15 protein-coding genes are annotated in these 13604 nt (G+C 51.8%); 14 read left to right on the top strand and 1 reads right to left on the bottom strand.

Annotated features, from left to right (window positions below):
• The first annotated feature begins 151 nt into the window (after positions 1-151).
• The 13 genes from DXA36_RS13750 to DXA36_RS34025 all read left to right on the top strand — a co-directional run bounded on the left by DXA36_RS13750 (position 152) and on the right by DXA36_RS34025 (position 11837).
• On the top strand, positions 152-2077 hold the full coding sequence (locus DXA36_RS13750) for an NADH-quinone oxidoreductase subunit 5 family protein (protein WP_118680138.1): 1926 nt from the start codon (positions 152-154) through the stop codon (positions 2075-2077).
• Complete coding sequence (locus tag DXA36_RS13755; protein WP_118680140.1) at positions 2077-2943, top strand: respiratory chain complex I subunit 1 family protein; 867 nt, start codon at positions 2077-2079, stop codon at positions 2941-2943. Before DXA36_RS13750 ends, DXA36_RS13755 begins: the two co-directional genes overlap by 1 nt.
• A gap of 24 nt (positions 2944-2967) precedes the next feature.
• Positions 2968-3441 (top strand): NADH-quinone oxidoreductase subunit B family protein, encoded by a 474-nt coding sequence (locus tag DXA36_RS13760; protein ID WP_118680142.1) that lies wholly within the window; start codon positions 2968-2970, stop codon positions 3439-3441.
• Positions 3438-3776 (top strand): NADH-quinone oxidoreductase subunit C, encoded by a 339-nt coding sequence (locus DXA36_RS13765; protein ID WP_118680144.1) that lies wholly within the window; start codon positions 3438-3440, stop codon positions 3774-3776. The genes DXA36_RS13760 and DXA36_RS13765 overlap by 4 nt, the downstream gene beginning before the upstream one ends.
• 31 nt (positions 3777-3807) lie before the next feature.
• On the top strand, positions 3808-4887 hold the full coding sequence (locus tag DXA36_RS13770; RefSeq protein WP_118680146.1) for a hydrogenase large subunit: 1080 nt from the start codon (positions 3808-3810) through the stop codon (positions 4885-4887).
• Positions 4888-4909: 22 nt separating this feature from the next.
• The gene (locus tag DXA36_RS13775; protein WP_118680148.1) at positions 4910-5353 is read left to right on the top strand and encodes a 4Fe-4S binding protein; all 444 of its coding nucleotides are present in this window, start codon (positions 4910-4912) and stop codon (positions 5351-5353) included.
• A complete protein-coding gene (hypF, locus tag DXA36_RS13780) occupies positions 5350-7770 on the top strand; it encodes a carbamoyltransferase HypF (protein WP_118680150.1) in 2421 nt (806 codons plus the stop codon). The genes DXA36_RS13775 and hypF overlap by 4 nt, the downstream gene beginning before the upstream one ends.
• Positions 7740-7970 (top strand): HypC/HybG/HupF family hydrogenase formation chaperone, encoded by a 231-nt coding sequence (locus tag DXA36_RS13785; protein WP_118680152.1) that lies wholly within the window; start codon positions 7740-7742, stop codon positions 7968-7970. The genes hypF and DXA36_RS13785 overlap by 31 nt, the downstream gene beginning before the upstream one ends.
• Positions 7954-9003 (top strand): hydrogenase formation protein HypD, encoded by a 1050-nt coding sequence (gene hypD / locus DXA36_RS13790; protein WP_118680154.1) that lies wholly within the window; start codon positions 7954-7956, stop codon positions 9001-9003. The genes DXA36_RS13785 and hypD overlap by 17 nt, the downstream gene beginning before the upstream one ends.
• A gap of 16 nt (positions 9004-9019) precedes the next feature.
• A complete protein-coding gene (gene hypE, locus DXA36_RS13795; protein WP_118680155.1) occupies positions 9020-10006 on the top strand; it encodes a hydrogenase expression/formation protein HypE in 987 nt (328 codons plus the stop codon).
• Between the two features lie 184 nt (positions 10007-10190).
• Positions 10191-11117 carry a 30S ribosomal protein S1 gene (locus DXA36_RS13800; protein ID WP_118680156.1) on the top strand — a complete coding sequence of 309 codons (927 nt, stop codon included), beginning with the start codon at positions 10191-10193 and terminating at the stop codon, positions 11115-11117.
• A gap of 39 nt (positions 11118-11156) precedes the next feature.
• Positions 11157-11426: an acylphosphatase gene (locus tag DXA36_RS13805; RefSeq protein ID WP_118680157.1), complete on the top strand. Its 270-nt coding sequence runs from the start codon at positions 11157-11159 to the stop codon at positions 11424-11426.
• 183 nt (positions 11427-11609) lie between these two features.
• Entirely contained in the window at positions 11610-11837 is a 228-nt protein-coding gene (locus tag DXA36_RS34025; RefSeq protein ID WP_118680158.1) for a Txe/YoeB family addiction module toxin, read from the top strand.
• Between the two features lie 21 nt (positions 11838-11858).
• On the opposite strand, the gene DXA36_RS34400 is transcribed toward DXA36_RS34025, so the two are convergent.
• Positions 11859-12563: a hypothetical protein gene (locus DXA36_RS34400; protein ID WP_330425032.1), complete on the bottom strand. Its 705-nt coding sequence runs from the start codon at positions 12561-12563 to the stop codon at positions 11859-11861.
• Positions 12564-12857: 294 nt separating this feature from the next.
• On the opposite strand from DXA36_RS34400, the gene DXA36_RS13825 reads away from it, so the two are divergent.
• Complete coding sequence (locus tag DXA36_RS13825) at positions 12858-13568, top strand: YcxB family protein (RefSeq protein ID WP_118680159.1); 711 nt, start codon at positions 12858-12860, stop codon at positions 13566-13568.
• Positions 13569-13604 lie beyond the last annotated feature (36 nt).

Here is a 13604-nt window from a genome sequence, read left to right on the forward strand (position 1 = left end):
CTACTTGTCACTTGACACTTTCGGACAAGAGAAGTAGGATGGATAAGGACTGATTCAAACTTTGTTAGATGAGCAATACGTCCGGCACACGTACTACCCACCTATGAGCCTGAGTAAAAGTCCAATAAGGCGAAAGCGGGGGAAATTCCATATGGGAATGATAGGTTTTTTGATTCTGTTTCCTTTCTTTGCTGCGCTCGTTATGTCATGCATGAGAAAGAGCGGACTGGTCAGAAGATGCGTCCAGTTTACTCTCTGCGGGATCTTAGTAGCGGCAGTTATTATCTTTGCGGTGACCAGCCTGATATCTGGCGAAACCGTTTCCTACCTGCCTCACACGCACGGTATCGATATGCTGATGCTGGCGGTGGAATGGGCTTTGGTAGTTCTTGTATTTTATTACAGCTTTAAATTTAAAAAGTATTATTGTGCATTGCTGTCTCTTGCACAGACGGGGTTGATGACCTGGCTGGAGCTTACCGGCCGTACGGAAATTCCCGGAAACCATATTTATGCGGACAAGCTGACGATTGCCATGAGCTTAATCATCGGAATTGTGGGCTGTCTGATCTGTGTGTATGCCCTGGGTTATATGAAGGACTACAACAGGCACCATCTGGATTACAAGGACAGAAGGTACTTCTTTTTCGGAATGCTGTTTCTGTTCCTGGGAGCTATGATGGGACTGATTTTCTCCAGCAATCTGATCTGGATTTATTTCTTCTGGGAGATTACCAGTATCTGCTCCTTCCTGCTGATTGGCTACAACCAGACGGATGAGGCCATGGAGAATTCCTTTAAGGCCCTGTGGATGAACCTGCTGGGCGGCCTGGGTTTTGCCGTGGCCATTGCTTATGCGGCAATTTCCCTTCAGGTCATCAATATCCAGGATCTGGTTGCCCTTGCTGTCAGCGCGGATGCGAAGGCAGGGCTTGCCCTGATACCGGTGGTATTCCTGGCTTTTGCGGGGCTGACCAAGAGCGCCCAGCTTCCTTTTTCCGGCTGGCTTCTCGGAGCGATGGTGGCGCCTACGCCTACCAGCGCACTGCTGCATTCCGCGACCATGGTTAAGGCCGGCGTGTATCTGCTGATCCGCCTTGCACCTGCCATGGAAGGCAATCTGGCAGGTATGATGGTGACCACCATAGGCGGCTTTACCTTCCTGGTAACCTCCATGCTGGCGATTTCCCAGGATGACGGGAAAAAGGTTCTGGCATATTCCACGATCTCCAATCTGGGGCTGATTACAGCCTGTGCCGGCGTGGGAATGCATGAAGCGGTATGGGCGGCCATCCTCCTGATGATGTTCCATGCCGTATCCAAATCCCTGATGTTCCTTTCCGTAGGCGCGGTGGAAAACTGTACAGGGAGCAGAAATATTGAAGATATGCACGGGCTGATTGTAAAGCTGCCCGGACTGGCTTACGTAATGATTATCGGTATCGCGGGTATGTTCCTTGCACCCTTCGGCATGCTGATTTCCAAGTGGGCGGCACTGAAGGCCTATGTGGATTCCGGAAGTATCCTGCTGGTTATTTTCCTGGTATTCGGCAGTGCTACCACCTTGTTCTACTGGACCAAGTGGCTGGGAACACTGGTGGCGGTCCATCATCATTCGGAGCAGCTTACCAACGTGACCAAGAAGAGCGAATGGACTTCCCTGATATCCCTGAGTGTGCTCATGGTAGCTCTGTGCCTTTCCTTCCCGCTGGTATCCACATACCTGATTGAGCCTTTCCTGATGGATATGTATCACCAGTATGTGCCTAACCTCATCGGAACCGGCAACCTGTATATTATGATTATGATGCTCTGTACCATCCTGGTGCTGCCGGTGGCGGTGCGTATACTGACCCTGGGCAAGAAAAACAAGCTGGTTATGTCCTATATGGGCGGAGCCAATGCAGGGGATGACAGGAATTTTACGGACTCCTTCGGGGAAGAAAAGCACATGTATCTGGCTAACTGGTACATGCCGGATTATTTCGGGGAAAACAAGCTTCTCCTGCCGTCCCTGGTGCTTGCTTCGGGAGCACTGATTATTCTTATGATTATGACGATAGGAGGTGCGCTCTGATGTCCGTATATTTCTTACTCGCTGTTTTGTATATTATCTGCGCACCTTTTCTGGGCGGCCTTCTGGAAGGCATCGACCGTAAGGTGGCGGCCCGCATGCAGGGAAGGAAAGGGCCTTCCGTGCTGCAGCCTTTTTATGATATCAACAAGCTGTTCGCCAAACAGTCCGTTGTGGTGAACAGCGTGCAGGATTTCCTGGTGTGCGGATTCCTGGTATTCGTGGTCTTTACGGGTGCTTTGTTTTTCTGGGGCGGCGATATCCTGCTGGTATTCTTTGCCCTGACCCTGGCCGGGATATTCTTCATCATGTCAGCCTGTTCGGCCAATGCGCCTTACAGCTCCATGGGAGCGCAGAGGGAACTGATGCAGATGATGGCTTATGAACCTATGGTTCTGCTTACCGCCATCGGATTTTATATAGCCACAGGAAGCTTTTCCGTAAAGGAGATCGCACAGAGCGATATTTCCGCAATCTGTCTCCTGCCCGGATTTTTTATCGGCTTCCTTTATATCCTGACTATCAAATTCCGGAAATCACCTTATGATATCAGTACCTCCCACCATGCCCATCAGGAAATGGTAAGAGGGCTGACAACTGAACTTTCCGGAAATATCCTGGCTCTGGTTACGTTATCCCACTGGTATGAAAATGTATTCCTGCTGGGAGTCGTGGGGCTTTTTATCGTCAATTCCAGCTGGTGGAGCATTCCGGCGGCTATTTTGGTCTGCCTGCTGGCGTTCCTTGTGGAAACCCTGATTGACAACACGTTCCCCAGGGTAAAATGGCAGATTATGCTGAAGTGGACCTGGATTGTAACGCTGGCGGCAGGCGGGATTAACCTGATGATCGTCATGCTGATGAAATAAAGGACCGGAAAGGAAGGAGCAAAAATGAAAATATCAAAATCACCCTGGCTGCTGCATTACGACGGCTCCAGCTGCAACGGATGTGATATAGAAGTGCTGGCCTGCCTGACTCCGGTCTATGATGTGGAGCGGTTCGGGGTCATTAATACAGGAAATCCCAAGCATGCGGATATTTTCCTGATTACCGGCGGTATCAATGAGCAGAACAAGCCCGTGGTACAGCAGCTTTATTCCCAGATGCCTTCTCCGAAGGTGGTGGTGGCGGTGGGGATATGCGCCTGCAACGGCGGTATTTTCAAGGAATGTTATAATATTATCGGCGGTGTGGATACCATTATCCCGGTGGACATATATGTACCCGGCTGTGCGGCCCGCCCGGAAGCGATCATAGACGGCGTGGTTAAAGCCGTCGCTCTCCTGGATAAGAAAAGAGAGGAACGCGCTTCACAGAAACAAACGGACGGCGGACAGGGAAGACCGGAAGGAGGAGCAAAATGATTGACGGCGAAATCATGCAGGTGGAACCGGAAAATCTGGTAACCGAGGTCCTGAAGCTGAAGCACAGGGATTACCGGATCATTCAGATTTGTGCGGCAAAAGCGGGGGACAGGACAGAGATTACCTATTCCTTCGGTAAAGAATATAAGATGGTAGGGCTTCGGATCAGCATTCTGCCGGATACGGAGATTGTGAGCATCAGCGATATTTACGGGCCGGCTTTTCTATATGAAAATGAAATCCATGACCTGTTCGGCATCCCCATTAAGATGATCACAATGGACTACCATGGAAACCTGTACCGTATCAAGAAGGAAGCACCCTTTAAAGAGTAATGTAATTGCATTTATACAAGGAGAATATACTATGTCCACACGCAGCACGATTCCATTTGGACCCCAGCATCCGGTACTTCCGGAGCCGATTCATCTGGATTTGGTTTTAGAGGATGAAAAGATTGTGGAAGCGGTCCCTTCCATTGGTTTTGTACACAGAGGACTGGAAAAACTGGTTGAAAAAAAAGAATTTACCGAGTATGTATATGTTGCGGAGCGTATCTGCGGAATCTGCAGCTTCATGCATGGCATGGGCTATTGTGAGGCTGTGGAACACATTATGAATATTGAAATCCCGCCCAGGGCCCATTATCTGCGCACTATATGGTGTGAAATGTCCAGAATTCACAGCCATTTGCTGTGGCTGGGGCTTCTGGCGGATGCCTTCGGTTTTGAAAGCCTTTTTATGCAGTCCTGGAAAATCAGGGAAAAGGTACTGGATATGTTCGAAGCCTCCACAGGCGGAAGGGTTATTTTTTCCGTGAATAAAATAGGCGGACAGCGCAAGGATATGGAAGCTTCCATGCTGCGCCGGTTTGTGGCGGATTTTACGGATATCGAGAAGGAACTGAAGGTGGTGGCAAGGACTTTTCTGGAGGATACGGCCGTGAACAGCCGCCTTCGTGACGTAGGTTTTCTCACCGCCCAGCAGGCGCATGATCTGGGTGCGGTGGGGCCGTTTATGCGTGCCAGCGGTATCGCCCTGGACAACAGGAAGCTGGGGTATGCGGCCTATGCCGATTTGAACTTTGAACCGATTACCAGCAATATCGGGGACTGTTATGCCCGATGCGATGTACGTATCCGGGAAATTTTCCAGTCCATTGATTTAATCCGTCAGGCAATATCCCGGATTCCCGGAGGGGAAGTGGCAGTTCCTTTTAAGGGCTTCCCGGACGGGGAATATTTCATGAGAGAGGAACAGCCCAGGGGAGAGGCCATTTACTATGTAAAAGCCAACGGGACTAAATTCATAGACCGTTTCCGGGTCCGCACCCCTACCTTTGCCAATCTGCCCGCTTTGCTGGAAACGCTGAAGGGCTGTCAGCTGGCCGATGTGCCGATCCTGATTCTGACAATCGATCCCTGTATCAGTTGTACGGAACGCTGAGAAAGACAAGGGGAGTGATACTATGAAGCATATGAACACAATGAAATTTACCGGCGTGGTGTTAAAGAACCTGTTCAGTAAGCCGGTAACCAGACCGTATCCCGAGCAGCCGAGAGAATACCCGGAGAGGACGAGGGGACATGTGGAAATCGATATCGATACCTGTGTGCTCTGCAGTCTTTGTGCCCGGAAATGTCCTACGGGAGCGATTACCGTGGATCGGGCGGCCAAGCTGTGGGAAATCGAACGGTTCGGCTGTATCCAGTGCGGCTGCTGCGTGGAGACCTGTCCGAAAAAATGCCTGTCCATGAAGCAGTCCTATACCCAGCCGGATGGGAATAAGAAAACGGACAGCTTCTTAAAGACCAATATGCCGGATCCGCCGGTAAAGCCTGCCGTGAAACCGGCGGCCCAGCCCGCGGCAAAACCGGAAGCGGTAAGCACCGGAGGACAGGAGAAGGCATGAGATATGAAATTACCATTCTGGGTGTGGTCCAGGGGGTCGGCTACCGGCCTTTTGTGGCAGCCCTGGCTGAACAACTTCATATCAGAGGAAGTGTCCGCAACAGCGGCGGAGTGGTAAGGATAGATGCGTTTGGAGATGCGGAGGCGATGGATAACTTTATCTGTCGCCTTCGTTCATGTGCCCCGCCTGCAGCCAGGGTTGACCGGGTACAGGCGGTACCGGTAAACGAGGATGAAACCGCCCCGGGGGATTTTGGCATTGTGGAAAGCGAAGCGGAGAACGGAGCGGATTTTCCGCTTCTTCCTGCGGATCTTCCTCTTTGCGAGGCATGTCTTGCGGAAATGAGAAATCCGGATAACCGCAGATACCGTTATCCGTTTATAAGCTGCGTGAACTGCGGTCCCCGTTACAGCATTACCGAAGAGGTCCCCTATGACAGAGCGCATATCACCATGAGGGAATTTGACATGTGTCCTTCCTGCAGGGAGGAATATACGGGGATGAATTTTCAAACATGCTCCAGCCCGGAAATGCGGCGGAGACATGCACAGACCATATCCTGCCACGCCTGCGGGCCGCAGCTTCGGTGGATGGCCCCGGATGGGGAAGGTGGTTTTGCCTGTAGAGAAAAGGAGGCGGCATTGGAGGCGGCGCAGGAAACCCTGCGTGCAGGAGGCGTTATTGCGTTGAAGGGAATCGGAGGCTACCAGTTTGCCTGCCGCCCGGACAGGGGAGCTTGCGTGGAGAGGCTCCGGCGGCTGAAGCACAGGGATAAAAAACCGTTTGCCGTCATGTTTCCATCCCTGGAGAGTATCCGCGAGGTCTGTCTGGTTTCGAAGCAGGAGAAGGAATTGCTCTGTTCTTCCGCCCGCCCGATTGTGCTGCTGTGTGTCAAAAAGAGGGGATATGGCTTTTCCTGTGAAGTGAGCGGCGAAAGCCGTTTCCTGGGAGCTTTTCTTCCTTATACGGGTCTGCACCAACTGCTTACACAGGCAGTGGGTCCGCTGGTGATGACCAGCGGTAATGTGACGGATGAGCCTATCCTGACGGCGGATGAGGAAATGGAGAAGCTTTTGCGGCAAAGCCCTTCCCTGCTTGCGGGGATTGCCTGGAATGACAGAAGGATTGTGACACCTTTGGACGATTCCCTTATGCGTATGACAGGCGGACGGCCCCAGCTATTGCGACGCAGCAGAGGTTTTGTCCCCGATCCTGTCGGCCTTCCGTCGGCGTGTCCCATGCCGGTGCTTGCCATGGGAGGGGATCTGAAGGCGGCTTTTTGCCTGGCCTGCCGGACAAGGGGATATATGAGCCAGTATTTCGGGGATTTGGAAAGCTATCAGGTGCTTCGTACCTATCTTCATGCTCTGGATCACATGGAGAAGCTGTTTGGAATCGTTCCCCGTGCCATAGCCTGTGATCTTCATCCGGGATATGCAAGCTCCCGGGAAGCGTCCCGGCTTGCCGGAGAAAAAGGGCTGCCTTTGTTTGCATTCCAGCATCATCATGCCCATGGGGCCTCCGTCATGGCGGAGCATGGCCTGCGCCGCTGTATTGCCGTGGTTTTTGACGGTACGGGATATGGGACGGACGGTACGGTATGGGGAGGTGAATTCCTGTTATGCGAGGGAAGTGCGTTCCTGAGAGCCGGCCACCTGGAGGAAACAGAACTTATCGGAGGGGATGCCTCGGCAAAGGATGCGGGCCTGACGGCCCTGTGTCATCTGGAGCATGCAGGCTGCGGTTTGTCTGGTGAAAAGAAGGAAGGGGAAGAGCCGCAGCTGAGGCGGAAAATCGTCAGTGCGGCGCTATCAGGCCATATTAATACGGAGAGGAGCACCAGTATGGGCCGGCTTTTTGATGCGGTATGCGCCCTGCTGGGAATCCGGGAGACAAACAGCTATGAGGGGGAATGTGCCATAGCCCTTGAAAATGCGGCGGCCCGGGCCATGGAGCGCGGGATGGCCCCTGTGGAGCTGTCTTTTCCTCTCCGGGAGGAGGGAAATGTTCTCCTTGCGGACAGGACGCCGCTGATACGTAAAATTTTCCGGGAGACAAAAGGAATGCAGGCGTGGTATAAAGAGAAGGACAGGACGGAAAAAACAGAAGCGCTTGCCCTCGGCTTTCATGAAGCGGTCGCCCAAATGGTGCTGGACATATGCCGCCGGTTACGGGAGCGGTTTCAGGAGAACAGGATCGCTTTAAGCGGCGGCGTTTTTGCCAATGTGATCCTGCAGGAGCGCTGCAGGAACCTTCTGGAGGAGGAAGGGTTTCTGGTGTATGTGAACGAAAAGGTGCCGGGAAATGACGGAGGGATTGCGCTGGGACAGGCCTTGCTGGCAGCGTGGAAGCTATTGGAGGACAAAAACTCACAGGAGGAAAAGGTATGTGCGTGGCATTGCCCGGAAGGGTTTTAGAGATAGATGGCTCCACTGCAGTGGTGGATTTTCAGGGAAACAGAGTGCGTGCGGAGGCCGGGCTGGTTACGGTGAAGCCCGGAGACAGTGTGCTGGTACATGCGGGCTGTATCCTGCAGGTACTTTCCGAGGAAGAAGGAAAGCAGCTTACGGCGCTTTTTGAAGAATTGGAGGAAGCGGTTGGTGAAGGAAATTCTTGAATATCTGCAAAGCTACCGGGGAAGGCCGCTGACGCTCATGGAAGTCTGCGGCACCCATACGGCGGAGATCAACCGGAACGGGATACCGGGCCTGCTGCCCTCCGGGATCCGGCTGGTTTCCGGCCCTGGCTGCCCGGTCTGCGTTACAGTGACCGAATATATCGACCGGCTTATCGCACTGGGAAAGGAGCCGGGAAATATCGTGGTTACCTTTGGGGACATGCTCCGGGTGCCGGGAAGCCGGCAGAGCCTGAGCGAGGCCAGGGCGGAGGGCTGTCTTGTGAAAATGGTTTATTCCCCCCTGGATATGCTTAAGCTGGCGGAGGCGGATCGGGAGCATACCTATATCTTTGCGGCGGTCGGCTTTGAAACTACCGCACCGGTGTATGCCATGCTGCTGAAAAAAGCCCGGGGAAACGGGATTGAAAATATCCGGCTCCTTACCTCACTGAAGGTTATGCCTCCGGTCATTGACTGGATATGCGGAGAAAAAAGAGACAGCGGGATTGACGGTTTCCTTGCACCGGGACATGTGAGTGTGATTACCGGCAGCAGGGCCTTTGAAGGCCTGGCGGAAAAGTATGGAATCCCTTTTGTCGTTGCCGGATTTGAAGGGGGACAGATACTGGCGGCCATCGGGGCGCTGGTTAAGCTGCGCGGAACGGGAAAAACGGTCAATATGTATACCAGTGCGGTTACCAGGGAAGGGAACCGGAAGGCACAGGCGGCTGTGGAGGAATATTTTGAACCTGCAGATGCTTCCTGGCGGGGAATGGGCGTGATACCCGGATCCGGCATGGTGCTGCGGAAGGAATATGAAGCGTTTGATGCCGGAAGCAGGGCGCTTATGGAAGACAAGGAAAGAAATAAGGGCTGCTGCTGTGCCCGGGTGCTCACCGGGAAGATCCGTCCCTGCCAGTGTCCGCTGTTTGGCAAAGTATGCACCCCCCAGACCCCTCAGGGAGCCTGTATGGTTTCTTCGGAAGGCAGCTGTTATAACAGTATAAACAGCCTTTTTGCGGAAAACGGATAGGAGAGAAGGAAACGGAATGAAAATAACAATGGCTCATGGCAGCGGCGGAAGGGCAACCTCCCAGCTGATTGCCGGTATTTTTGAGAAACATTTTAATAATGAAATCCTGTCGCGTATGGAGGATTCCGCCGTGGTGCCCGGAAACGGCAGGCTGGCAATGACAACGGACAGCTTTGTGGTGAATCCTCTCTTTTTTCCCGGCGGGGATATCGGAAAGTTATCCGTATGCGGCACAGTGAATGATCTGCTCATGAGCGGTGCCTGCCCGAAATACCTTACCTGCGGCTTTATCCTGGAAGAGGGTGCAGACAGCGGTGAACTGGAACAGATAGCCGCATCCATGGCGCAGACGGCCCGGGAGGCAGGGGTGACGATCGTGGCGGGGGATACCAAGGTGATCGAAGGGAAAGGCGGTATTTATATTAATACCGCCGGTGTCGGCTTCGTCCCGGAGGGCCTGCAGATTCGTGCATCCTTCTGCGAAGAAGGGGATGCCGTACTCGTATCCGGCTGCCTGGGGGATCACCATGCCGCCATACTCAGCGCGCGGATGGAAATCACCAACAGTATCGTAAGCGACTGCGCCCCTCTGGGAGAAATGGTGCGTTCCATGCAGGAAGCAGGTGTACGCATTAAGGCCATGCGGGATGTAACCAGGGGCGGGCTTGCTACGGTACTGCATGAATTTGCCGTAGCTTCCGACTGCTGCGTGGAACTTACCCAGGACAGCCTGCCGGTATCGGACCAGGTAAAAGGCTTCTGCGGCCTGCTGGGCCTGGATCCCCTCTATATGGGAAATGAAGGGAAAATGACCGCCGTTGTGGCAGAGGAAGATGCCGGGCTTGCCCTGGAATGCATGAAAAAAAGCAAATACGGAGAGGCGGCTGCTATCATAGGGACGATCTCCGGCAGAGAAAAGGGCAAGGTCCTGCTGACCACTCCCCTTGGCGGGATCCGGGTAGTTACGGAACTGATAGGAGAAGGCCTTCCGAGAATCTGTTAAGCCTGCGGGGACGGCAGGCAGGAAAATCTCCGTCAGGGGTCGACAAGAAGGTTAGTTTTATTTATAATGGAGAAAACGTAGCTGTTTGGCAACAGTTCAGACTTGTCTGAACTGTTACGCTGTTTGTCAGGTCAGCGCAGAGAAGGTAAAGGGACTGGACAGTTACGGAAAAATACCAGAAAGGATGGACAAGACTGTGGAAGAAAAAAAGGAAACGATGGAAGATTATGCAAAGGAGCTGGAAGCATCCTTCCGTTCTATTAAAGAAGGTGACATCCTTACCGGCACCGTTATTGCGGTAAATGAAGAGGAGGTAATTCTGGATCTGCAGTATTACGCCCAGGGCGTCATAAAGGCGGAGGACATGAGCGGCGATCCCGGTTTTTCTATCCTGGAGGATGTAAAGGTGGGCGACCAGGTAGAGGCTACTGTGGTAAAGACCGATGACGGGGACGGTAATATCAAGCTTTCCAAAAAAGAAGCGGTTCAGGTGCTGGCCTGGGATATTCTGAAGGGTTACATGGAAGAAAATAAAATTATCCATGCAAAAATCAGTGAGATCGTTAAAGCCGGTGCTGTTGCTTATGTGGAAGGAATACGCGGTTTCATTCCCGCTTCCCAGCTGTCCCTGAGCTATGTCGAGGATTTGGAGCCATGGCTTGGCAGAGAACTGGAAGTTCGGGTAATTACGGTGGATGAGGAGAAGAACAAGCTGGTTCTTTCTGCCAAAGTCATTGAAAAGGAACGGGCGGAGGAGGAAATCAACCATAAGATTTCCATGCTGGCTCCGGGCAGCGTCCTGGAAGGCACGGTAGAAAGCCTGATGCCTTACGGCGCGTTTATCAGCTTGCCGGATGGCTTGAGCGGTCTTGTCCATATTTCCCAGATCAGCCAGAAGAGAATCAAAAAGCCTTCGGAAGTCCTGGCTGTGGGAGATAAAGTAAAGGTTAAGGTCTTGAATACCAATAATAATAAAATCAGCCTGAGCATGAAGGCTGTGGAGGAAAATACAGAAGCCGATGAAATAGAAGCCCATCAGGCAGCTGAGTACAGCTCCAAAGAGGAAGCCACCACTTCCCTTGGCGATTTGTTTAAGAAGCTGAAGCTTTAAAAACGGATGGATTTGCACAAGGTAAGGAAAGGAAGACCCATGGAAATCAGAAAACATATGATTTTTTCCGGGGAGGTACAGGGAGTGGGCTTTCGCTACACGGCCTATATGGCGGCCAGGGAACTGGGGCTGACCGGCTGGGTGGCCAATCGGGCAGATGGCAGGGTGGAAATGGAGATTCAGGGGACACAGAATGAGATTCTGTTTCTTGTGGAAAAGATTAAGCACGGTAAGTGGATTGAAATCCGGGGAATAGAGGAGGAACAGATCCCCCTTAAGAAAGAAGAACAGTTCCGCATTGCCAACTAGTTATCTGTACAAAAGGAAAGGGTTAGCAGTCTGTGTGGCTGGGAGATGTTATTAGCAAACTGGCATATACTAGTTTAGAAAGGTGCTTGAAGTACTGAAAGCAATATGTTATCGGAGGAATCCTATAATAATCTGATGGAAAATATTTATGTCATGGGTAATAAGTCTAATTAGGATTGGTTAATGGAATCCAAAGGAAAGCCGGAGCTGTTAAGCGGAAATTTGGCTGGTATTTGGAGCAGACGAATTAATGAAAAGGATAGACTGGTTTATAAGAGTGATGAAGGCAGCGTATATGTTTTATCCTGCAGATACCATTATAGTGATAAAAAGTTAAGAAATAAAAAGAAGCATCAACAGAGAAAAATAAAAAGTGTTGATGCTTCTTTTTATGAAATCAGATATAGATAAAGATATAGAGAATCTTTGTCTTTATAGTATAGCGACAGGGTAAATGGATACGGCCCCGGAGATATCAATGTTACGGACCCCGTCAGGGTAAGTCAGGGAAAGGGAAAAATCCAGAGGTTCATAAAGCGCCTCATTGGTTAAAAAGGCAGCACAGGTGGAAGCATTCCTGTTATTGCCCGCAGTTCCCATGGAGGAATAAAGGAGTCGCGGCGAGCCATTCAGGTAAGGAAGAAGCTGATAAAAATTACCTGCCTCCGGTGTTGCCAGGAAAACATAAGTAATCATATATGCGTAGCCGGGGAGCAGCCGGATCGTTTCGTCCGCAGGCAGGCTGGTAAGCCCTCCCGCCCCCCAAATAGGATAAAAAGGAAGAAAGCTGTTACTGGGAGGAGAAGCGGTAACGCCATATTGGGCATAGGCTATATTCTGCCAGCCGGGCGGTCCCTGTTCGCCCCTTGGCCCTGGTATTCCCTGCGGTCCGGGAAGCCCCTGCAGCCCTTGTTCTCCCTGCGGTCCGGTGAGGCCCTGCGGCCCCGGTTCCCCCTGCGGCCCGGGAAAACCCTGCGGCCCTTGTTCTCCCTGCGGCCCGGGAAGCCCCTGGGGTCCCTGTTCTCCCCGAGGCCCGGCAATCCCCTGCGGCCCTTGTTCCCCCTGCGGCCCGGTGAGGCCCTGCGGCCCCTGCTCCCCTCTAAGCCCGGGGGGTCCCTGCGGCCCCTGTTCACCCATAGGGCCTCTTTCTCCCGGGATCCCCTGTGGCCCCTGCGGCCCGGGAGGCCCCTGGGGTCCCGCGGGACATTGGGAACATCCGCAGGGATTACAGGAATTACAGAAGGAAGAATTATTTCTATAATAATTTGAAGAATTCATTTTTCATTCACATCCGCTTATGGTATTCTATACTATAGTATGTGAAAAATCCCGAAATGACAAAAACGGGAAACGTAAAAGCCAGAGAGGGAAGAATGGCTGTAAAAAGAAAGGGACCAAAGAGCCGTAAGGCCGGCAGAATGAGAGGTTAAAATGGAAGAACAAAAGAAAGACATGATAGAAACAGAAGATAACGAAACTTCGGCAGCGGTAACACAAGAAGCCGGCGGGGAAGAAATGTCTGAGGGAAATCCAACCGAAACAGTTTTGGAAGAGGAGCAGGGGACGCAGGAGCCGAAGCAGGAACAGCGGACAATTCCGCCGGTACACCAGGCAGGAACCGGATACCGAATCGGAGGCCAGCTGCTTTTCAGAAATGAATTTACGATTACTAAGGAAGTGTACCTGGAATTTGTGAAAGCCTTTATGGGCCAATACCGGAAGCTGTATTACATTATGGGCGGAATCAGTATTTTTCTGGGTCTGTTCAGCATTCTGGGAGGAGCCTTCAGTTCAGGAATCGTATTCCTTCTTGTGGGTATTGTATGTCTGGTGATGCCGTTTTTCCTTTACAAATCCTCAAGAGATAAGAAATATGCCAAACAGGTGGCGAATAACGGCGGAAAACCGCTGGAGAGAAAAATAAGCTTCTATTCCGATGCCCTTGAAATTTTTTCAAATAACGGGGCTCATTCCGTATTTGAATATTCGAATATTACCAAGATTATCAGCTCTAAAAATTTGTATGTCCTGGTAATTCAGAAAAAGTTATCCCTCCTTGTTCCCAAGGACAGTTTTGTTATGGGAAATCTGGAGGAATGGAAAGTGTTCATGATGCTTCAGGGAGACTGGAAAATCAAATAGGAGCCGGCCGGGAACAGGCGGCAGGAAATTAAGGAG

The organism is Eisenbergiella sp. OF01-20, assembly GCF_003478085.1.
Taxonomy (GTDB): Bacteria; Bacillota; Clostridia; order Lachnospirales; family Lachnospiraceae; genus Eisenbergiella.

Bases quoted from the DNA above. Each gene is read 5' to 3' on its own strand.
- DXA36_RS13750 (WP_118680138.1), top strand. From the start codon at position 152: ATGGGAATGATAGGTTTTTTGATTCTGTTTCCTTTCTTTGCTGCGCTC.
- DXA36_RS13755 (WP_118680140.1), top strand. From the start codon at position 2,077: ATGTCCGTATATTTCTTACTCGCTGTTTTGTATATTATCTGCGCACCT.
- DXA36_RS13760 (WP_118680142.1), top strand. From the start codon at position 2,968: ATGAAAATATCAAAATCACCCTGGCTGCTGCATTACGACGGCTCCAGC.
- DXA36_RS13765 (WP_118680144.1), top strand. From the start codon at position 3,438: ATGATTGACGGCGAAATCATGCAGGTGGAACCGGAAAATCTGGTAACC.
- DXA36_RS13770 (WP_118680146.1), top strand. From the start codon at position 3,808: ATGTCCACACGCAGCACGATTCCATTTGGACCCCAGCATCCGGTACTT.
- DXA36_RS13775 (WP_118680148.1), top strand. From the start codon at position 4,910: ATGAAGCATATGAACACAATGAAATTTACCGGCGTGGTGTTAAAGAAC.
- hypF (WP_118680150.1), top strand. From the start codon at position 5,350: ATGAGATATGAAATTACCATTCTGGGTGTGGTCCAGGGGGTCGGCTAC.
- DXA36_RS13785 (WP_118680152.1), top strand. From the start codon at position 7,740: ATGTGCGTGGCATTGCCCGGAAGGGTTTTAGAGATAGATGGCTCCACT.
- hypE (WP_118680155.1), top strand. From the start codon at position 9,020: ATGAAAATAACAATGGCTCATGGCAGCGGCGGAAGGGCAACCTCCCAG.
- DXA36_RS13800 (WP_118680156.1), top strand. From the start codon at position 10,191: ATGGACAAGACTGTGGAAGAAAAAAAGGAAACGATGGAAGATTATGCA.
- DXA36_RS13805 (WP_118680157.1), top strand. From the start codon at position 11,157: ATGGAAATCAGAAAACATATGATTTTTTCCGGGGAGGTACAGGGAGTG.
- DXA36_RS34025 (WP_118680158.1), top strand. From the start codon at position 11,610: ATGGAATCCAAAGGAAAGCCGGAGCTGTTAAGCGGAAATTTGGCTGGT.
- DXA36_RS34400 (WP_330425032.1), bottom strand. From the start codon at position 12,563: ATGGGTGAACAGGGGCCGCAGGGACCCCCCGGGCTTAGAGGGGAGCAG.
- DXA36_RS13825 (WP_118680159.1), top strand. From the start codon at position 12,858: ATGGAAGAACAAAAGAAAGACATGATAGAAACAGAAGATAACGAAACT.